The organism is Pseudoflavonifractor sp. An176 (assembly GCF_002160435.1).
Lineage (GTDB): Bacteria > Bacillota > Clostridia > Oscillospirales > Oscillospiraceae > Enterenecus > Enterenecus faecium.
This window is the reverse complement of the sequence record NZ_NFKO01000004.1, coordinates 17834-37815: the sequence shown is the minus strand read 5'-3', so window position 1 is coordinate 37815 and position 19982 is coordinate 17834. Positions and strand designations below refer to the sequence as shown.

Sequence of the window (19982 nt, the reverse complement as noted above, 5' to 3'; positions counted from 1 at the left end):
ACTTCCTCTGATCGTTTTTGGGGGTTACTTCCGGCTGGCGTCAAAGCTCTGGAAGCTCAAGGTGTGGCTGGCCATGTAGTCCACCCAGCGGCGGTAGGCGCTGGGGACAAAGTGAACGCCGTCGGAGGCCAGGTCTGCGGGCAGGGAGCCGTTTTGGTCCCGGTACACGGAGGCGGTGTCGATGAGCGCCACTTTGTACTGGGCCGCCAGCTCTTTGATGATCTGGTTAAAGGTTGCCGCGTTGGTGTTGTTCAGAGAGGGGTCCAGCTTGTTTTTCTGGGCCACCTCTTCATTCACCGGCGGCAGGGTCTGGAGGTAGATGACGGCATTGGGCTGAATCTCATTGACCCGCTGCAACAGCTTGGACAGCCCCGAGCGGAAGCTGGCCGCAGGATAGCCCAGCTCGTTGATGCCCATCATGATGTACACGCTCTGGTACTGCTGTCGGGCCAGAGCCTCCAAAATGGTGTATTTTTGGCCGTCAATGGTCACCACTTTGTAGTCCTCGTCGTCCACCCGGAACACGTTCATGCCCCGGGAGTAGAAGAAATCGCCGTATTTCAGGCCGCTGTAGGCCTGGAGGCCCTCGGTGCGGGAGTCACCCAGGAAGGCGGCGGTGGAAAACCAGCTGTCATCCACTGGGGCGCTTTCCGGCACGAAGGTGCCCAAGGTGTAGGTGCCATTGTAGGAGTTGTGGTTGGGCTTGGGTGTGGGTGCCGGGGTAGGCGCGGCAGAGGGCGCCTGGGTGGGCACGGGCGTAGGGGTAGGCACCGGGGTGGGGGCGGCGGTGATGGCCGCCGGGCGCTGGGTTTGGACCGCCGTGCTGGCGGTGGGGGCTTCCGTATGCTCTGCAGTGGAACGGCCGCAGCCGGACAGCAGAGAGATCAGACAGACGGCTGCCAATATATAATAAAATCCACGGTTTTTCTTTCTCATCATCCGAGATCTCCTTGTTTTCCGCTAAGCTTAACTCATGATATCACGGGGGCACAGGGGGGTCAACTACAAAGCGGTAACAAAGTATTATGAGAGTTTTAAGTTTGGCAAAAATATGTCAAAGATGTGGGGTTCGGTCATTCCAAAATATGGATGATATCGTCGTAGGAGGCGGCGGTGTAGGTGGGGCGAGCGGGTCCGGTGAGGGGCTGGTTCTGGGGGTTATACCAGATGGTGTCGATACCGGAGCGATTGCCCCCTAAAATGTCGCTGCCCAGCCCGTCCCCTACCATGACTACGGTGGAGCGGTCGGTGATGGACAGGGCGTCGCACACCTTGTCGAAGAAGCCGGGCATGGGCTTTTGCACCCCCAGCTCCATGGAGATGAACAGGTTGGGGATGAGGGTATTGAGGTGGGTGCCCTCATAGCGGCCCCGCTGGGCCGCCGGCATGCCGTTGGTGGCGATGGCCAGAGTGAGGCCCATGGCGTGGAGCTTCTCGCAGAACTCCCAGGCTCCGGGGAGCAGATAGGCCCCCTTGCCCACGGTGTTGACAAACTCCCAGTTCCAGGCCCGGGGGTCGTGGGTTCCGCCCCGCACCCGCATGAAGGCGGCAAACCGCTCCACACCCAGGAAGTCCTGGTCGATCTCGCCCCGGGCGAAGGCGTCCCACAGGGCGTTGTTGATCTTCTGGTACAGGGCCTCCTCCTCGGCTCCGAAGTCGTAGCCCCGGCGGGTGAAGACCTCCCGCAGGGCCTCCCGCTCCGAGCGGTGGAAGTCCATCAGGGTCATATCGGCGTCCAACAGGACGGTTTGGTAGCGGCTCATAGATGGGGTTTCTCCTTTCGGGTACAGTACATGCGCACGGCGGTGGACACCAGCAGGGTGCCCAGGGCGATGCAGCCGGAGATGCCGAAGGTGCGAATCATGGTCTCCAGAAACAGCTGGGACTCTCCCCGGATGCCGTAGTCCACCGCCTGATACACGGTGAAGCCGGGGACCAGGGGAAAGTAGGACACCACCAGGTAGGAGATGGTGGGGCATTTGCGCAGCCGGGCCATGATCTCGGCGTAGATGGCCACCCCCACCGAGGCGGCCAGGTTGGAGATAAACACGTTGTTGTCCGTCAGCCACATCACCGGCAGGTACACCGCCCAGCCCAAAGCGCCGCCCAGGCAGCACAAAAAGGAGCCTATGCCCCGGACGTTGTAGAGTAGGCAGAAGCCCAGACACCCCATAAAGGCGAAGAAGCAATACCCCAGGGGGGAGTAGACCGCCACAGCGGTGAGGGGGTTGGAGTTGGGGAAGAGGTTCTGACACAGGGCCATGGCGGCGCCGGTGCCCAGGGCGATGGCCCCGGCGGTGAGCACCGCCCGGGTGAAGGTGGACAGGCCGGAGACAATGTCCCCGGTGAGCAGGTTGCTCATGAAGTTGGTGAACACCAGGCCGGGCACCAACACCATGATGGAGCCGACTACGGCGGTGCCGGGGTTGATGGGCAGCCCCAGCCCCAGGGCCACATACACCACCAGCGCCAGCACAAAGCCGCTGGCCATGGTGTTGATGAAGAAGTTGGAGCGGGTGCGGTTGAGGGCCAGCATGCACATGCCGCACAGCAGGCCGGACAGGGCGGCCACCAGGGACTCCAGCCAGCCTCCCGAGAAGAACAGGGAGAAGAACAGAGAGCCCACAAAATAGCCCACCAGCTGGTAGTGGGCGGGGTAGCGGCGGATGGAGGCAGCGGTCTGTCGCACCGCCAGCAGGAAGTCCTGGGGGTCCTGGGGCGGGTTGGCGCACAGGCGGCGGGACAGGGCGTTGTAGCGCTCAATGCCCTCGATGTCGGTGCCCGACACCGTGGCCTGACGCATTCGGGTGTGGACCCGGCCCTCCGGGTCGGTGACCGAGACCATGAGACAGTTGGGAATGGCGAACACCTCACAGGTGAGGTGGTAGGCCCGGGCCAGGCGGTGGAGGGTGTCCTCCACCCGGTAGATTTCCGCCCCCGAGTGGAGCAGTCCCAGGCCCAGTTCACACCAGCCTTCCAACAGTAATTCGTAATTCATTCTCCAGACTCCTTTCTGGAAACATAAGTGCCTGCATGAGTATACCATAGGATGTGTCAATTGCAAGGGATTTTACCGTGAAAAATCCGGCGGCTGCAACGTCCGTGCAGCCGCCGGGATTTGGTGAGATTACTCCAGTGTCAAAGTATCCAGCATGGCCTTCTGAATGGCTTGGTACTGAGTAGCGTTGGGGTCCTCCATGACGTAGGACTGCTCCACCAACAACGAGGAGTTGGGCCCCAGTTCCAGAATCCAGAACTGGCGGTAGATGCCGTCCTGGGGACTGACCACCAGGGTGTGGGCGGTGTAGGTTCCGCTGCCCACCTGGACTTGCTGGCCCAGGTCGGGAATCTCCTCCTGGAGGATCAGGCCCTGGCGGAGGGTGACGGCGTCCATGCCGTTGAGACGGTTCACCGACAGATAGTTGCCCTCGCTGATCAGATAGGCGTCCCCGTTTTCCCAGCCCTGGCGGGTGAAGAGGTTGGGGTCATAGACGATGGAGTAGCCCTGGAGGCTGTAATGGCGCAGCCCGTTGGCGGTGAGGACGGCGCCGTCGTACTCATAGGACAGGGGGGTCTCCACATCGGGCTGATAGGCGGGGATATCCCGGGACACGTCGGGCAACGTGTCGGTCTCGTCGGGGTCGGGGGTACAGGTGCCCGTGAGAGACTGGCTGGAGGAGCCGATGGAGGCCGGGTCCGGGGAAGCAGCAGGGGCGGCAGTGCAGGCGGACAGCGCCATGCACATGAGCATGCACAGGGTACACAGCAGGGTCCGACGCATACAATTACCTCCTTGGTTCAGATATCATTATTATATCGACGCAAAAGCCCCGGTACAACAACAGAGGGGTTAAGAATGGTTACAATTTGTTTACGCCTTGGAAACATTCCACCGTTGACAGGGGGGAGGCCAGCGGCTACAATGGAAGAAAATACCCTATGGCCAGGGAGTTGGCGGGAGAACGACATGGAAGAATTACTCAGACTGTACCGGGAATATTTGGAGCAGGCGGCCCTGCCCCAGAACCAGAAGCGGCCGTTCCAGGGGGCCTATGGCCTCATCGGCGGCCCTGCCCCCAACTCCTTCCACCAGCAGTTTGTCCAGCAGGTGGAGGCGGCCCTGGCCCAGGTGCCGGAGACCGAGCGGCGGGAGGCGGTGGAGTACATCTTCCACCAGCCCCTGGAGCACAAGCGCAACCCCACGGTGTACTGGATGTTTGTGGCGGTGCACGGGGTGGTGATGCCCTACCTGAAGGACCTGACGGCGGAGGAGGCCCGGGACCTACAGTGGTGGTATGAGCGCTCCTACCCCCGCCGGGAGCAGACCCCGGTGCAGCGGCGGCTGGTGGCGCTGCTGAAGAAGATGCGATAACGGCAGGTGACGGACATGGAAGAACTGGAACAGCTGTATGGAGCCTATCTGGACTTGGTGGCCCAGTTGAACCGTAACCGGAAGCTGTGGGACGGGGCCTTTGGCCTGGGGGGCGGTCCGGCGGACAACCCCTGCCATGAGAAGCTGGTGCGAGACGTGGAGGAGGCCTTGGCAGACTTGGACCCCACCCGGCGGCCCCAGGCGGTGGAGTATATCCTCCGCCAGCCCCTGGAGCACAAGGACGACCCGGTGGTGTACTACACCCTGATGGCGGCCCAGGGGGCCACCATCCCCTACCTGTCCGCCCTACCTGTGGACCAGGCCAAGGAGCTGCGGGGCTGGTTTGAGCACACCTTTCCCCGCCGAGAGCGGATGCCCTGCCAGGACAAGGTGCTGGCAGCACTGAAAAAAGTGAAGTGAGCAAACGGGCTGCGGGAATTTGGTCCGCAGCCCGTTTTTACGCCGATGTTCACCCAATCAACCGCTGGTTGAGGGGATAATCCCCGTTTGGTTGAGCGGATTGGGGGCCACTCAACGGATGAGCCCTTCCGTTTTCCGGGGCCAGAGGGTAAGGTAAGGGTAGAAACGAAAAAGGAGAGATGGTTATGGAGACCACGTTGGGAAAGAGAATTGCCGCCCTGCGCCGGGACAAGGGGCTGAAACAGGACGAACTGGCGCAGCAGCTGGGGGTGACCCCTCAGGCGGTGAGCAAGTGGGAGAACGACCAGACTTGCCCGGACATCACCCTGCTGCCCCAGCTGGCAAAAATCCTGGGGGTGAGCGTGGATGAGCTGCTGTCCGGCAAGGCCGAGCCGGAAGTACCTGCCGTGCGGGTGCTGCCCGCCGAGCAGCGCAAGGACTTGAAGGACATGGTGCTGCGCATTGTGGTGGACTCTGCCGAAGGGGACAAGGTGCGGGTGAATCTGCCCCTGGGCCTGGTGGAGGCGGCCATGGATATGGGGATGGATGTGACCCAGTTTACCGGAACCGACGCGTTGAAGGGCATTGACCTGGGCAAGATTCTGGATCTGGTGCGGTGCGGCTCGGTGGGCAACCTGGTGGAAGTGGAGTCCGCCGAGGGGGACACCGTGCGCATCTTCGTGGAGTGAGCGTATGCGCATTATAGTCAGAGACGGGGAGCACAACCTGAACATCCCCTTTCCCACGGGTCTGATGGTGAATGGACTGACGGCCCGGGTGGCCTGTGCAGCCCTGCGGAAAAAGGGGGTTCCCATCACGCAAAAACAGATGGCGGGGCTGATGAAGGCGTGGCGGCGGTTCCGCCGCCACTACCCCAAGTGGACCCTGGTGGAGGTGGAGGGCCATGAGGGCGAACAGGTGAAAATTACGCTGTAACGAGGAGGACTCCGGCCCACTGGCCGGAGTCCTCCTTTTAGTGCAGATAGAGTGGTTTTTATCAACGGGCGTAGGGGCCGGGCTTGCCCGGCCCGCTGGTTTTCTGGCATTGCCCTGGGGACTCGGGAGGGGCAAGCCCCTCCCCTACAACGGTCTGCCGACAGCCAGGCTGACGGCGGCAACACGTTTCACAACGTCACGGTGAAGACCACCCCGCCGGGGGTGGCGCTGGCCTGGCAGCTGCCCCCGTGGAGCTGCACAATGTGCCGCACAATGGCCAACCCCAGCCCGGTGCCCTCCCCGGGGGCGGCGTCCTCCCGGCGGTAGAAGGGCTCAAAGAGCTGGTCCAGCTCCTCCTGGGGGATGGGCGGGCAGTCATTGGACACCCGCAGGGTGGTGTGGCGGTCCGTCTGAGCCACCTCCACCCCCACTTCACCCCCGGCGGGGGTATATTTGACGGCGTTGGTGAGCAGGTTCTCCACCACCTGTGCCATCCGGCCCCGGTCGGCCAGGACGGGGGCGGGGTCCTCCAGAGCGGTGGACAGCCGCAGCCCCTTGGCCTCCAAGGTGGGGGCCAGCTTTTCCAGGGTGGAGCGGGTGAGATCGGACAGGGAGAAATTTTCCCGGCACAGCTTTACCCGCCCCGCCTCCAGCCGGGACAGGTCCAGAAGCTCCAGAACCATGCCGTTCATCCGCTCCGCCTCGCTGCAAATGGTGGCCAGGTACTTCTCCCGCTTGTCCTCGGCGATGTGCTCTTGCAGCCCCTGGGCGTAGCTGTGAATCACCGCCAAGGGGGTTTTCAGCTCGTGGGCCAAGTGGCTGGTGAAGGTGCGGCGGTGCTCCTCGGCGGCCTGGGCATAGGTGAGGGCCTGGTTGAGCCGCTGAATCTCGTCCTTCTGCTCCCGATATTCCGCCCCGTGGGCCTGGAACTGTTCTTGGAGTTTGTGGCCTTCTTCCCAGCGGCACACCTGGCTGGGGCGCAGCAGCAGCCACTTCTGCCGGGTGTCCAGGGCCTGGGACAGCTGCTGGATGGGGGCCAAAAGCTCACGGACCAGCACCCGCCGAAGACCCCCAAGGAGCAGCACGCACAGGCCCAGGGTGAGCAGGTATACCCACCACAGGCGCTCCCAGACCAGGGGCCACAGGTCCGCCCACACCCCGCACACCAGAATGCCCTGGTCCGTGGAGACTGCGGTGCCCACCAGCAGGTTGGGCCAGCTCCACAGCTGCACCGGGACCTCAGCGTTCAGCAGGTCGGGCCCCAGGGTCTCCACCAGCTGGGACAGGCTGTCATACCGGGTTCCCCGGTAGGTGAGGGGGGAGGTTTCCGGGGGGCAACAGGCGTGATACCGGGTGGCGTAGAGGGTGACGGTCTGCGCCTGTGGGTGGATGGCTGTGGGATCGTCGTAGATTTGGACCCAGGTGGGGTTCTGAGACCTTGTGGACCAGAAGGAAATGGTGCGGGGGGTGAAGATGGCATCCTCCAAGACCCCCTCCAGGCGCAGGGGCTGGGGGTGCAAGTCGAAATAGCCTGTCTCCATGTCATTCCGTGCCTCCTCGGTGAGACAGGCCCGGTCCAGAATGGCCCGGGCATAGCGGCCCGAGGTTTCCACCTCCGCCTCATATTCCTCCTGGGTGAGATACTCCAGGGCGAGGAAGTCCTGCCAGCTGCCCCCCAGGGGGTTGCCCATGGCATCGAAGAGGCCGGAGGCCCCCAGGAAGTAGCGGGCGCTCCACCCCCACCCATCCACCTGGCCCCAGGGCAGGGAGGACTGGATGACCTGCTGCCGGGCCTGGTCACTGTACCGGATGGCCAGGGCGTTGCCCTCCCCCTGGGCCACGGCTGCGGTGAGCAGCCCCATGCAGAGAAGCCAGGGCACCAGCACCACCAGGCACAGAAGCCCGGTGAGGGTGGGCCGGGCACGGGGACGGCGTTTTTTGGTGTCTGCCATGTTCACCCCTCCAATCGGTAGCCCGCCTTGATGACGGTGCGGATGTGCCCGGCCCAGGGGCCCAATTTCTCCCGCAGGCGGCGGATGTGGGTGTCCACCGCCCGGTCGTCCCCCTGATAGTCGTAGCCCCAGCCGTGGCGCAGCAGCTGCTCCCGGCTCAAAACCTGGCCCCGGTGGGACATCAGGCAGTGGAGCAGGGCGTACTCCTTGGGGGTGAGGGGGATGTCCCGCCCCTCCAGGTACACCTTCTGGGCGGACAGGGACAGGGCCAGCCCGTCCAGCTCCATCCGGTCCCCAGCTCGCACACTGCCCCGGCTGCGGCGGATGAGGGCCATGGTCTTGGCGTACACCACCGAGAGATGGAAGGGCTTGGTGATGTAGTCGTCCGCCCCCAGCTCGTAGCCCAGCAGGGTGTCCTCCTCGTCGGACAGGGCGGTGAGGAAGAGGATGGGCACGTCCTGGGTGCGCCGCAGGGCCCGGCACACGCTGCGCCCGTCCAGCTTGGGCATCATAATGTCCAGCAAAACCGCGTCAAATTCCTGGCTTTCCGCCCATTCCAGGGCCTGCGCCCCGTGTTCCGCCTGGATGGGGCGGACGCCCTTGCTGGCAAAGTAGTCGCACAGGACCTCCCGCAGACGGGGGTCGTCCTCGGCAATCAAAATACGGGTCTCCATGCTCCCGCCTCCTTTCCCCCTCAGGATACCCGGGGGATGTGTATTCTCTGTGTCATTGTAGCAGAAAATGTTCCGCCCGGATACCAAAAAGGGAGGGCCTGCCACAATCAGCGGCAAGCCCTCCAACCATGGAGTCAGGCGGAAATCTTATGCTGCATGCCCTTCAGGGCCCCGGCCTTGTCCAGGGAGAAGAGAATCACCCCGGACAGGATGGCGCCCCCGGCGGTGGACACCAGGAAGGGGATGATGTAGGCGTAAAAGGCCACCTGGGCGGCGTTGGCCCCCATAAAGAGGATGGCCATGGGATAGGCGCACAGGCCGCCGAGAATGGCGGTGCCGAACACCTCCGCCACCAGGGTGGGGAGCAGACGGCGGGTCTTCCAGTACACCACCCCGCACAGCAGCGCTCCGCACATGCTGCCCGGGAAGGCCAGCAGGGTGCCCAGGCTCAGCAGGTTGCGCAGCAGAGAGGCGGCAAAGGCCACGCCCACCCCGTACCAGGGGCCCAGGAGCACGGCGCAGAGGATGTTGACCATGTGCTGCACCGGGGCGCATTTGCTGCCGAAGACGGGGAAGGAGAAGATGCTGCCCACCACGGCCACCGCGCACAGGATGCCCGCCAGGGTCAGCTTGAGAACTTTGGTATTTTTCATCTTGGTTACACCTCGTAACAGTTCCGGGAGAAACGGCATGAGACAGCGACGCCCTCCGTAAGAACGTAAAATGGTCGGTCGAGACTTGCTGGTCTCCTCTCACGCCGGAACACGGCTTCCCATCGCTGTCATACAGGCCCAGGGCGCTCCCCCTCAGCCCGCCACGGACTCACCGTGGATGCCCATTTTCCCCCCTTTTGTCCAGGTGTACAAAACCAGGAGACACCTGTGGGGATGTCTCCTGGTCACAATGGTTCCATATGACTCCCTACGGCGGCATGATCCGCATCAGGTTCAAGGGTCGAAGCGATACGGCTTCCTCTCAGCTTGCCTCACAAGCTCCCCTGTGTTTTGATTGCATCTGTGATAATACACCAAATGTCTCCAAAGTGCAATGGTTTTTTTCAAGTCCATGAGTGCGGGGAGGCCTCCATCAGGCTCAGGAGGTAGTCCCAGTCTACCTCCTGAGAAATATGGTAGTAGGTAGGGTAGCTATCATGGCCCAGCTCGGTCACCTCCATGACCTGGTGGGAGATGACGATGAGTTTGGAGTTGTCCGGGCCTTCCAGAAAGAAGGAGCAGTCCGTCTCTGGCAGGGTGTAGGTCCCCATCAGCCGGGACAGGGACAGCCCGGACAGGTAGTCGTGGAAGGCCTGGGGGGCGGTGAGGGTATATGGGGTGTTCTCCGCCTGGGCATGGGGCGGGCTCAGGTGGATGCCGTCCGCCTGGTACTGGGCGGTGTCCCCGGCGGAGTAGAGCACCTGAGCGGCCGGGGCGGTATCATAGGACAGGGTGACGCTGCCGCAGGTGATGGCCGCCAGGAAGAAGAGCACCCCCACCACAACGGCCCCGCTGGAGCGGGCGGCGGGGGCCAGTACCTGCTCCAGGCGGCGGCGCAGGGTGGCGGCGGAGGCGGACAGGCAGGTGGTGAAGCCCCGGGCATCCCCGGCGGTGTTCAGCAGCAGGGCGGCGTACTCCTTGCGCTGGGACTGGTGGGCGAAGAGGAGCACGGTCTCGTCACAGCTCAGCTCCAGGTCCTGGGCGCAGCGTTTCATGGCCACCCACATCAGGGGGTTGAACCAGCAGATGGCGGTGCAGAACAGGAGAAAAAACTTGCTCCAGCTGTCCTGACGGGCCAGGTGAATGACCTCGTGGCGAATGACCCAGTACAGCTCCTCCCGGGTGTAGGAGCGGGTGGGCAGCACCACCCGGGTGCAGCGGGGCAGAAGGCCGATGGACAGGGGGGTCTTCACCTCCGGGGAGATCACCAGCTGGTATTTGGGGTTGCGGAAGCCCGCCTCCTTCAGGGCCTCCTCCCAGATATACCGGGTCAGGGGGTCAGTGGCGGGGACGGCGGGGGAAAGAATCTGGCGGCGGAAGCGCAGGTGCTGGACGATGTGAAAGGCCAGCACCCCCACCAGGCCCACCAGCCATACCCACAACAGCAGGGTCCACCCGTGTCCCGGCAGGGGGATGATGAGCCAGGGCCGGGGCGGGGTAAGGGTGGAGTAGGTGGTGAGGTAGAGCACGTTGGGGATGACCCACAGCATGGCGCAGGTCCGGGCGCTGATGCGGTCACGGAGGTGGGGCATCAGGGCCAGGAGCACCAGATAATACAGGCTGACGTGGAGAAACAACCCACCATAGGAGGAAAAGGTAATGTCCGCTGCCCGGGCAAAGCCGATGAAAGGGGTGAGAAGCACTGGGCATAGCGTGACCATCACCAGCAGCAGCATAGCGGGGTAGTAGGGCAGGTAAGAGGGGTGGTTACCCAGGTCGGGGATGCCATCGTTGCCCATCAGGGCATCGTAGCGAGAGTAGGCGGTTCCTGCCATGAGCAGGGACAGGACCAGGAAAATGAGGATGCGGAACATACTCAGTCACCTTCTTTCAGAAGCTCCCGAAGCTCTTCCAGTTCCTCCTTACTCAGTCCGCTGTCACACAACGCCGAGGCAAAGGTGGACAGGCTGCCCCCACACAGCTTCTGGATGAAGCTGCGGCTCTGGGCGGCCAGATAGTCCTCCCGGGTGACCAGGGGGGCGTAGAGGCTCTTGCGCCCCTCTTTGTCCACCCGGACAAAGCCCTTTTCACTCAGCCGGGACAGCAGGGTCAGAAGGGTGGTGGTGGCCATGGGGTGGGTCTGGGCCAAACGCTCTTCCAGTTGGGCACGGGGGACGGGGGTGTCGCTGGCCCACAGGGCCTGCATCACCTCCAACTCCGTGTCGGGTAAGCGGCGGATGGTGTGGCTCATAATATCCCTCCTTCTACACTTGTAGTATCTAACTGTATTCTACAACTGTAGAATGAAATTGTCAAGGAAAACGCTACCCGCTGGGGGTCCATTTTGAGTGGCCAAAATGGACGAAAAGCCACTTAGGGCGTTCCCCCCTAAGGACCTCCCTTGGGGTACGAGGCTGGACCTGCGTCAAGCTGGTGTTCGGCCCGTTACCCTTGCTGTGGCGCCTAGTTCTGCCACTACACCAGGCCACACGGGGCAGCTGGCCCGATCGCCAGGTGGGTTCCACAGCCGGGCCTACCCTGGCCAAGCGGAGCGTCCCCGGCGGCCGCGGCGGCCAGGGCCAGATACAGGCCCAGCTGGGCCTGGTCCCCGGTCTCAGGGGGCGTCACCGGCTCCTTGGTGGGCTTGGCCTCCGGGACAGCGGTGGGCTGGGTCTCGGGGGCGTCGGTGGGAGCGGCACTGGGGGCCGGGGGAAGATTTTGGGGAATTTCTATCACTTTAACATGGAAAAGAAAAATCCTGGGATTCCCGTATTGTGGAAGAATGAGACAGAGAAAGGGAGCGCTGGAAGTTTTTTTCACAAAAAAAGACATGGCCCGGACGGAACATCCGTCCGGGCCATAGTTGAGGTGAATTACTTCACTTCGGCGGTGGGAGCGGGGGAGGGGGCTGCGCCCTCCACCAGCAGCAGGTCCACCACGTCCTTGGTCCAAGCGCCGTCGCCCAGGTGGGTGATGGTGCCGGACAGGGGATCGACCATGTACAGGGTCTGCTCACCGGTGCCGTAGTAGGTGTCCACGGTCATGATAAACAAGCGCTGATAGGTCTGGCTGTACACCATGGAGAAGGTGTCCGCATCGGCGCTCATGGACTGCTGGGCCCAGAGCACGCTGGTGACGGTGGTGCCGTCCAGGGTGGACAGGTAGATGTAGTCCATGAAGGCTTCGTACACGTAGAAGGTGTCAGCACTGTTGAAGGCGATGCTCACGGGCGTGTCGATGTCCCGGGACACGGGGTAGGCCTGGCCCAGGGTGGCATCTTCGGTGCTCAGCTCCTGGACGGTGTAGGTGGTCTCCATGGTCTCTGCATTCACAGAGGTGGTGAGCACATACAGGGTGTCGTTGTAGCTGTTGTAGGCCAGATCCAGGATGTCGGCATCCTGGGTGTCCACGGTGCCCAGGGTCTCAGACCAGCTCAGGTCCAGGGCCAGCTTGTACAGGGTATTGTTCTCATCCAGAGCGTACACATAGCCGTCGTCGGAGTTGTACACCGCCTGGGCGATGGTGAAGCCCAGAGTGTCGGACACGGCCTCCTCCAGGGTCTCGGAGGGGTCCAGCAGCTTGGTGGTCTCCCAACCGGACTGGTTGAAGGCGTACATCTGGACGGTGTCGTCCACCACGGACACGGAGCAGGTGACGGACAGGTCACCGGCGGAGACGGTGATCTGAGCCACGCCCAGGCCTACGGCGGTGATGTTGCCCTCACGGTCCACGGTGGCCACAGCCTCGTTGTCGGAGGTGAAGGTGACCTCGCTCACACCCTCCAGCTGGCTGACGCTCACAGGCAGCACCAGAGCGGAGAGCTGGGCGGTCTCACCCTTGTTCAGCAGCAGGGAGGTGGGATTGACCACCAGACTGTCGGCCTTCACGGTGTCGGGCACCTGGGGCTCGTTGTCCGTGGGGAAGTACAGGCCGGAGAGCATGCATCCGGTGTCGCCCACCTTCACCACAGAGGCGTCGGTGGTGTCCACCACATACACAGCGGTATCCCGGTTCTGGATGCCAGCCCACGGGTCAGAGTACACGTTGGAGTAGGCCCAGTACAGGCAGTCGGTGTCGAAGTCGAAGGCCAGGGACTGGTAGCCGCAGGGGTCCACACCGGTGTCACCGATGACGGTGATCTCGCCGGTGCGCTTGTCCATGGTGCACAGGTTGCCGTCAAAGTCCACGGCGTAGAGGGTGCCGTTCTCGTCGGCAGCCAGGCCTACCACGTAGCGGTCCAGAGCGGCCACAGCATACAGCTGGCCGGTGGTGGTGTCCATGGTGTACAGGGTGGAGTTGCCGGTGGAGTTCTTGGCGTTGCCCACCACGTACAAAGCGCCGTCGGTGTAGTCGAAGGTCATGTCACACAGGTTGGTGAAGTAGTCGTATCCGGTGACATCCATCTCCATCTTGCCGGTCTCGGCGTCGATGACGAAGAAGTGCATGCCGTCGGTCTGGTAGTCCTCTGCCTGGGGGTTCTCGCCGTAGGCGTACACCTTGCCGTTGTAGTAGGTGGCGGCGTACACGTCGTAGTCAGAGGCATACAGGGCGTCAGCGTCGCCGGGGTTGTGCAGGTCATAGTCCATCTCGCTCAGCCAGAAGCCCATGGCCATGGTGGCCAGGTCCTGGAGCACGAAGCCGCGCATCTCGCCGGAGCTGACCAGCACGTTGATGGTCACCTCTACGGTGAACTCACCCAGGGTGCCGGTGGCGGTGGTGGTGCCTTGCTTCAGGCCGGTGACCATGCCGTTTTCAATGGTGGCCACGGTCTCATCGGCCACGGTCCACTGGACGTTCCGGTTGGTGGCGTTGGAGGGCTCCACCTTCACGGGCATGGCGTTGGAGGCACCTTCCAGGATGTTGATGCTGTCACTGGTGGTGGTGACGCTGGTCACAGGCACCTCGGGGGTCTGGGGGGCGTTCTCAGGCACAATGTGCAGGCCCACGATCTGGCTGCCCGCGTCCACAGCGCCCAGGTCCAGGGCGGCGGCGGTGTTCAGGTCGATGTACATCAGGTCGAACTGGGTGGCGGTCATAGCGGACCAGTACAGCTCGCCAGTGTCATGGTCAAAGGCCATGGACTGGTTGTAAGCGGCGGGGTAGCAGCCGGTCAGGCCCAGGTTCTCGGTGGTCTGGGTGTCCACGTCATAGGTGCACAGGAAGCCGTAGCCCTGGGTGACGAAGTACACCAGGCCGTCGTTGTCCACGGCGAAGGCGCAGGCGGGCTCGTTGTAGGAGTCCACCAGGGTGCCCACCTTGGTGACCTGGCCGTCCATGGTGTCCACGGTCACCAGGTCGGTGGCGCCGGAGTTGGCGTCCTGAGCCAGGCCGTACAGGTAGCCGGTGGAGTAGTCATAGGACAGGTCCTTCATGGAGTAAGAGGTGGTCTTGGAGGCAACCTTCTGGTAGCTGTAGTCGGTGGGGTCCACGGTGTAGAAGTTGCCCTGCTCGTCGTAGGCGTAGAGGGTGCCGCCGACGTACTCGGCGCACATGTAGTCCAGAGCCTGGGTCTCGTTGAGGGTCTGGTAGTCAGCGGGGTTGCTGGCGTTGAAGGTGGTCCACTGGGAGGCCAGACCGTCGTCGCCCATGCTGGCGATGACAAAGCCGTTGATCTGGCTGTCGGGGGCCACCACGTTGATGGTAGCGGTGCCGGTGACACCGGTGAGGGTGTCGGTGACGGTGATGGTGGCAGTGCCCACGCCGGTGGCGGTGACAGTGCCCTCATTGACCACGGCCACATTGGCATCGCTGGTGGACCAGGTCAGCTGGGTGTCGCAGTACCAGGGGTCGGGGGTGACAGCCAGGGTGACGGAGTTGCCCTCCAGCAAAGCCACCTCATTGGGGGACACCTTCAGGGCCTGGAGGTCGGTGTCGGGCCACTCCAGCTGGTTGGTGTCCAAAAACAGCAGGCCAACCACCTCGGCGTTGCCGGCCATGGCGCCGCAGTTGTCCATGGTCCAGGTGCCGGACTCATCCTGGCTCAGAGCGTACAGCTGGCCATAGGAGCCGAAGTTGGGCATGTTGTACTGGGCCCAGTAGATGGTGCCGTCCTTCCAGGTCATGGACTGACCGTAGTAGGAGCCGGGCATGTCGCTGCCCTCGCCGCCCATGAGGGTCTCGCCCCACACGCCGGAGGCGGTGTCAATGGTGCGCAGCTCGGCGGGCTGGCTGCCGTAGCTGGGGCCATAGATGCCGTACAGGGTGCCCTGGTCGTCACAGGTGATGGCGGTGGCAGAGGCCAGGTTGTTGTCGGCGTTGACGTACTCCAGCTGGCCGGAAATCATGTCGATGGTCACCAGCTGGGGACGGGTGTCGCTGGTCAGGCCGTACAGGGTCTGGGTAGAGGCGTCATAGGCCAGGTCCCGGATGCCCACGCTGAGATCGGTGATCTCGGTGCGCTCATCCCAGTAGCCGGGCTGGATGACCACCAGCTTGTTGTTGGCGTCCACGGCCAGGATGTAGCCGCCCACCTGCTCAGCGGCGGTGAGGGCGTAGTCCATGTAGTACTCGCTGGAGCAGGCGGTGGCGGTCACGGTCTCGCCGCTCAGGTCCATGCCAATCCAGCCGTACAGGGAGTCGTCGCTGATTTCGTTGTCCGCCACCCGGTAGCCATACAGCAGGGTGTCGTCCAGGGCAATGTCGTTGCCGGGCACCTTGATGGAGTAGTAGGACTCGTTCAAGGCGTAGTCGCCCAGCACCAGGGTGAAGTGGTCGCCCATGCCGGTGACATCGTAGGTCTGCTTCCACACCCGGTTGCCGTTTTCGTCCACGGTGGCCTGGGCGTCATCGGCGGCGTACTGGGCGTAGATGTTGGTCACGTTGCTGTTGCAGAAGTTGATGCCGGCCACAGACAGGTTGTCGGAGAAGGTCAGGGTCAGCAGGCTCTTGCCGTCCTCCTGGGTCAGCTCGGTGCCCAGCAGTTCAGGGGCGGTGGTGTCCACGGTGAAGCTCACGGACTTCTCCTCCACGGGGGAGTTGGGGTAGTCCAGGGTGGCGGAGATGGTGAGGGTCACGTTGGTGTTGTTGGGCAGGGTGTTGCCCTGAGCGTCGGTGAGCTGGTAGGGCGTGCCGTACCAGGAGTAGACGTAGGGCACGCAGATGTTGTAAGCGGGGACGAAGTAGCTCTTGGCCACATGGTCGATGGTCTCACTAAAGTACACCTCGCCGGTGTTGGTGTCGGTGTAGGTGAAGGTGAGGGTGGCGGCGTTGCGCAGCAGAGAGACGTACATGTCGTCCAGATAGTCCCCGTTGCCATCCCCGTTGGGAGACAGGGAGACGTGGCTGAGGTCGAACTCCTCGGTGACGTAGGGGTTCAGGCCGGGCACCCAGCTGGAGGTCTGGCCGCCCAGGTTGGTCCACAGCACGCTCATGTACTGGCTGTAGTCCACCACGTTCTCGTCGCCCCAGAAGAAGCCGTGGGTGTCCTCGTTGTCGTTGTCGCCGTCAAAGATGGGGGCGTCGGTCCAGTCGCCGTAGAAGCCCAGGTAGGGCAGGGACAGGTCGGTGCCATTGGCATTGAGAGCCGTGAGGAAGGTGAAGCCCTCCACATAGCCGCCGTTGGGGTAGTTGTCGGCGAAGTAGGTGCGGTCGGAGTCGGCCAGGGTCACGTTGACGTTGACGGTCTCGGTGGCGCCGGGGGCCACGGCCATCACCTGGGCGGCCAGGTCGGTGTCGGAGTCCAGACCCACCAGGGCGTTGAGGTAGGACTGCACGTCGGCGTCGTTTACCACGTCATCGCCGTTGGTGTTGTAACGGAACTCCACGTCGATCCAGTTCTCGTCCATGGCGGCACCCGCCACAGCGGAGCGGTAGATCCAGTAGGCGTCGTGGGAGTCGCACACGCCGCTGTCGGTGACGTCAAACTTGGGGGCCATGGCGGAGGTGGACTCGCCGGTGGAGGCGGCCAGAGCCATGGGGGAGTGGGACATGAACAGATAGCCCTGATCGGCGTAGTCGGAGTTCACACCCTCGGTCTGGGCCACGGTGTTCAGGTCATAGAACAGGGTGGCGTCCCCGAAGTTGGTGACGTTGAAGGAGTAGTTGTAGCTGCCGGTCTGGTCGGGATCGTCGTACAGCTCCACCTTGGGCACGTCGCAGCCGTCCACGGTGAGGTAGGCCTGGGTGGTCACAGCGCCGTAGGCGTCTGCCAGACCAGAGCCCTGGCTGCGGGGAGAGTAGTACAGGCCCTCCTGATTCTGGTACACCAGGGGCTTGGAGGTGCTCATGAGCAGGGCACGCACCAGGGAGTTGGTGTCAGCCCCGTCGGCCTTGCCCAGGCCGTCCTCAGACATCACATACTCCTTGACCAGAGCGGAGATACCGGACAGGTTGGGGGCGGCCATGGAGGTGCCGCTCATCAGGCCGTAGGTGCCGTCGTCCATGGTGGAGTAGATGTTGCCGCCGGGGGTGGTGATGTCAGGCTCCAGGGTCAGGGAGGGGGTGACGCCCCAGGAGGAGAAGTCGCTCATCTGGTAGGCGGTGTCGCTGGCGATGAGGGTCTGGTCCGCGCCCACGGTGAGGGTCAGGTCGGGGTTCTCCTCCAGAGCGGAGAGGATGTAGGCGCCGTCTGCCATGGTGATGGAGGCACAGGGCATGGTGACGGGGCTGTCCGTCATGTCCATGATGATGGTGCCGCTCTCATTGTTGTACACCAGGCAGGCCACAGCCCCAGCGTCCTGGGCGTTCTGGCACTTCTCGGTGAAGGCGATGACGCCGCGCTGCACCAGAGCGATCTTGCCGGACACGTCCACGGAGGCGAAGTCCTCCACGGTGCCGGTGCCGGGCACAACCACCACCTCATAGGGGGTGTCGGCCAGGGTGTTCAGGGGGGCGTTGACGCCGCTGCCACCGTTCTGATAGGCGATCTTGTAGTTGTCGCCCACGGTGATGTAGTCGGACATGTAGTAGGCGTTCTCCACGCTGGCCACAGACATGGCGTTGGCGTAGGCACCGGGAGTACCCAGCACGCCGTTGTCCGGGTTGGAGGTGAGGTTGGCGTTGGTGCCCCAGGCGTTGCCCTGGCCCATGGTGTCGGAGTTACCGGCGGAGATGCACAGCACAGTGCCGGTCTCGGCCACCCGGTCAAACACCTCATCCACCCAGTCCACGTCGGTGGTGAAGCCTGAGTCAGAGCCCAAGCTCATGTTGATCACATCGGCGCCCAGCATCATGGCGTCTTCCATGCCGGCCACCCAGTCCTCGGTGTAGGCGCCGCCGTTGGCGCCGAACACCTTCATCACCATCAGCTGGGCGTTGGGGGCCACACCCACCACTTCGGACTCGTCCACCTTGTTGGCGGCGGCGATGCCGGCCACGTGGGTGCCGTGGTCGCCCTCGGTGTCGTTGTCATGGGTGATGTCCAGGCTGTTGTCCACGTAGTTGAAGCCGTAGGCAACCTTGGTGTTGTAGTACAGATCGGCGCTGGTCAGGCCACTGTAGCGCTCATAGGCGTTGAGGCTGGTGAGCACGCCGTCAATGTCGGCCTGGGTCAGGCTGGTGTCCGTGAGCACTTCGTCGGGGAGAGCGGCGAAGTTCTGGTGATCGGTGTCCAGTCCGGTGTCGATGATGGCAATTTTCATGCCCTCACCCTTGTAGCCCTGGGCCCAGGTGTCCTCACGGCCAATCATCTGGCCGTCGGAGATGGTCCGGGGATAGACAATGTTGGAAGAAGTGGTCTCGTCAGTGGAGCAAGGCTCGTACACGGTCTGCATGACCACCTTGTCCACGCCGTCCACAGACTCAATGTCGGACAGCTTGCCATAGGGCACGGTGGCAGCCACGCCGTTGACCAGCCAGCTGTACTGGTAGGACACGGTGAGGTCGTCCCCGTCCAGGGCGGTCTCCTCGATCTCAGAGATGACCTTGTCCTGGGCGGCCTTGATCTCCTCCATCTGGGCTGCGGTGTCGTTGGAGTACACAGCGGCGCTGTTGGCGGAGACCACGGAGTCGCCGTCCATGACAATGATGACCCGCACATCCTCGTCAGGAGAGATGGTGTCGTCCAGGTTGTCCTGGGTCACGGCGTCGTCCCGGGTCAGGTCCAGGTCGTAGTCGGAGCCGTCCAGCTGCTCCACTTCCACACCGTTGGTCTGGGAGGTGGAAGTCTCGTTGGAGTCCGCGCTGGCGGCAAAGGCGAAGGGGGCATTGCCCACGGTGACAGAAAGGGCCAGGCTCCCGGAGAGAACCAGGGCCAACAAACGGTTCAGTTTCATTTTGCAGCCCTCCTCTTAGCGTAGATGCCGAAGCCGGCCAGGACGGCCACACACACGGCAACCAGGGCCACATACAGGGTCAGGTTGGCGGTGTCGCCGGTCTCGGGGCGCTCGGTGTTGTCCCCGTCGTCACCGCCCTCGGGGGTGTTGGTGGGGTTGGCGCTGGGGGCGGGCTCGGTGGGCTCCTGGCCCACGGCCACGGCCTCACCCTGGGCGTCGTTGGCGGTGCCGGAGACAGTCAGGTCGTCCGCGGCCACGTCGGTGCCCTGGAAGTTCACCTGGAACAGGGCGGTGAGGTCCTCCTGGGCCTGATAAGTATCCGGGGCCACCCAAGAGATCTTGAGCACGCCCTGGTCAGCCTGGGTGTCATTGACGGCGTACATGGCCACGTACTGGGAGTACTGGTCGTTGTCGCCCTCAAAGTCACAGCCCACATAGGTCAGCTTGTCTGCGTCGAAGGTCACGTCGATGACGCCGTCGGTGACCACAGCGTTGGTCTCGATCACGGCGGCGACTTCGCCGGACGTCTCGTCCACATCGGCCCACAGCGCGTCGCCGCTGGCGGCAGAGGCCTGGCCCGCCAACACAGCGCAGCTCAAGGCGGCCGTCAGCATCAGGCTGAGTGCTTTGTTGATGCGTTTCATTGGTATCCTCCTTATGTATATTTTTGTATCACAAGGTCTGCACGAAACCGGGCCAGGGCGTCTATCCTCTCTCTTCTCCCTGAGGGTATATGCCCAGGCTCTGTCTGGCGTTCCTTGGTA

General features: G+C 63.2%; 16 protein-coding genes and 1 riboswitch. Of the genes, 4 read left to right on the top strand and 12 right to left on the bottom strand.

Annotation, left to right across the window (positions count from 1 at the left end):
• Positions 1-24: 24 nt before the first annotated feature.
• From B5F12_RS03620 to B5F12_RS03605, 4 genes are all read right to left on the bottom strand, one after another.
• Entirely contained in the window at positions 25-936 is a 912-nt protein-coding gene (locus tag B5F12_RS03620) for a GDSL-type esterase/lipase family protein (protein WP_143482318.1), read from the bottom strand.
• Between the two features lie 137 nt (positions 937-1073).
• Complete coding sequence (locus tag B5F12_RS03615; protein ID WP_087230437.1) at positions 1074-1763, bottom strand: YjjG family noncanonical pyrimidine nucleotidase; 690 nt, start codon at positions 1761-1763, stop codon at positions 1074-1076.
• On the bottom strand, positions 1760-2998 hold the full coding sequence (locus tag B5F12_RS03610) for a threonine/serine exporter family protein (protein ID WP_158096736.1): 1239 nt from the start codon (positions 2996-2998) through the stop codon (positions 1760-1762). The genes B5F12_RS03615 and B5F12_RS03610 overlap by 4 nt, the downstream gene beginning before the upstream one ends.
• Positions 2999-3127: 129 nt before the next feature.
• A complete protein-coding gene (locus B5F12_RS03605) occupies positions 3128-3781 on the bottom strand; it encodes a hypothetical protein (protein ID WP_087230431.1) in 654 nt (217 codons plus the stop codon).
• A gap of 186 nt (positions 3782-3967) precedes the next feature.
• Between B5F12_RS03605 and B5F12_RS03600 the strand changes: the two genes are divergently transcribed.
• The 4 genes from B5F12_RS03600 (at position 3968) to B5F12_RS03585 (ending at position 5728) form a co-directional block, all read left to right on the top strand.
• Positions 3968-4372, top strand: a complete 405-nt coding sequence (locus B5F12_RS03600) for a hypothetical protein (protein ID WP_087230419.1) — start codon at positions 3968-3970, stop codon at positions 4370-4372.
• Between the two features lie 15 nt (positions 4373-4387).
• Positions 4388-4792, top strand: coding sequence for a hypothetical protein (locus B5F12_RS03595; protein ID WP_087230416.1), 405 nt, complete (start codon positions 4388-4390; stop codon positions 4790-4792).
• 185 nt (positions 4793-4977) lie between these two features.
• On the top strand, positions 4978-5481 hold the full coding sequence (locus B5F12_RS03590; protein WP_087230413.1) for a helix-turn-helix transcriptional regulator: 504 nt from the start codon (positions 4978-4980) through the stop codon (positions 5479-5481).
• A 4-nt stretch (positions 5482-5485) separates the two neighbouring features.
• Positions 5486-5728: a hypothetical protein gene (locus B5F12_RS03585; RefSeq protein WP_087230410.1), complete on the top strand. Its 243-nt coding sequence runs from the start codon at positions 5486-5488 to the stop codon at positions 5726-5728.
• A 188-nt stretch (positions 5729-5916) separates the two neighbouring features.
• On the opposite strand, the gene B5F12_RS03580 is transcribed toward B5F12_RS03585, so the two are convergent.
• The 8 genes from B5F12_RS03580 to B5F12_RS03545 all read right to left on the bottom strand — a co-directional run bounded on the left by B5F12_RS03580 (position 5917) and on the right by B5F12_RS03545 (position 19862).
• Positions 5917-7680, bottom strand: coding sequence for a HAMP domain-containing sensor histidine kinase (locus tag B5F12_RS03580; protein ID WP_087230407.1), 1764 nt, complete (start codon positions 7678-7680; stop codon positions 5917-5919).
• 2 nt (positions 7681-7682) lie between these two features.
• Positions 7683-8354: a response regulator transcription factor gene (locus B5F12_RS03575; RefSeq protein WP_087230404.1), complete on the bottom strand. Its 672-nt coding sequence runs from the start codon at positions 8352-8354 to the stop codon at positions 7683-7685.
• A 134-nt stretch (positions 8355-8488) separates the two neighbouring features.
• Positions 8489-9007 carry an energy coupling factor transporter S component ThiW gene (gene thiW / locus B5F12_RS03570; RefSeq protein ID WP_087230401.1) on the bottom strand — a complete coding sequence of 173 codons (519 nt, stop codon included), beginning with the start codon at positions 9005-9007 and terminating at the stop codon, positions 8489-8491.
• 248 nt (positions 9008-9255) lie between these two features.
• A riboswitch (TPP riboswitch) is annotated at positions 9256-9363 on the bottom strand.
• Positions 9364-9411: 48 nt separating this feature from the next.
• Positions 9412-10881 carry a M56 family metallopeptidase gene (locus B5F12_RS03565; protein WP_087230398.1) on the bottom strand — a complete coding sequence of 490 codons (1470 nt, stop codon included), beginning with the start codon at positions 10879-10881 and terminating at the stop codon, positions 9412-9414.
• Positions 10882-10883: 2 nt separating this feature from the next.
• Positions 10884-11258, bottom strand: a complete 375-nt coding sequence (locus B5F12_RS03560) for a BlaI/MecI/CopY family transcriptional regulator (RefSeq protein WP_087230395.1) — start codon at positions 11256-11258, stop codon at positions 10884-10886.
• A gap of 224 nt (positions 11259-11482) precedes the next feature.
• Positions 11483-11743, bottom strand: coding sequence for a sortase B protein-sorting domain-containing protein (locus B5F12_RS03555; RefSeq protein WP_087230392.1), 261 nt, complete (start codon positions 11741-11743; stop codon positions 11483-11485).
• A gap of 137 nt (positions 11744-11880) precedes the next feature.
• Positions 11881-19218, bottom strand: coding sequence for a S8 family serine peptidase (locus tag B5F12_RS12255; RefSeq protein WP_087230389.1), 7338 nt, complete (start codon positions 19216-19218; stop codon positions 11881-11883).
• Complete coding sequence (locus B5F12_RS03545) at positions 19215-19862, bottom strand: hypothetical protein (RefSeq protein WP_087230387.1); 648 nt, start codon at positions 19860-19862, stop codon at positions 19215-19217. Before B5F12_RS03545 ends, B5F12_RS12255 begins: the two co-directional genes overlap by 4 nt.
• Positions 19863-19982: the final 120 nt, after the last annotated feature.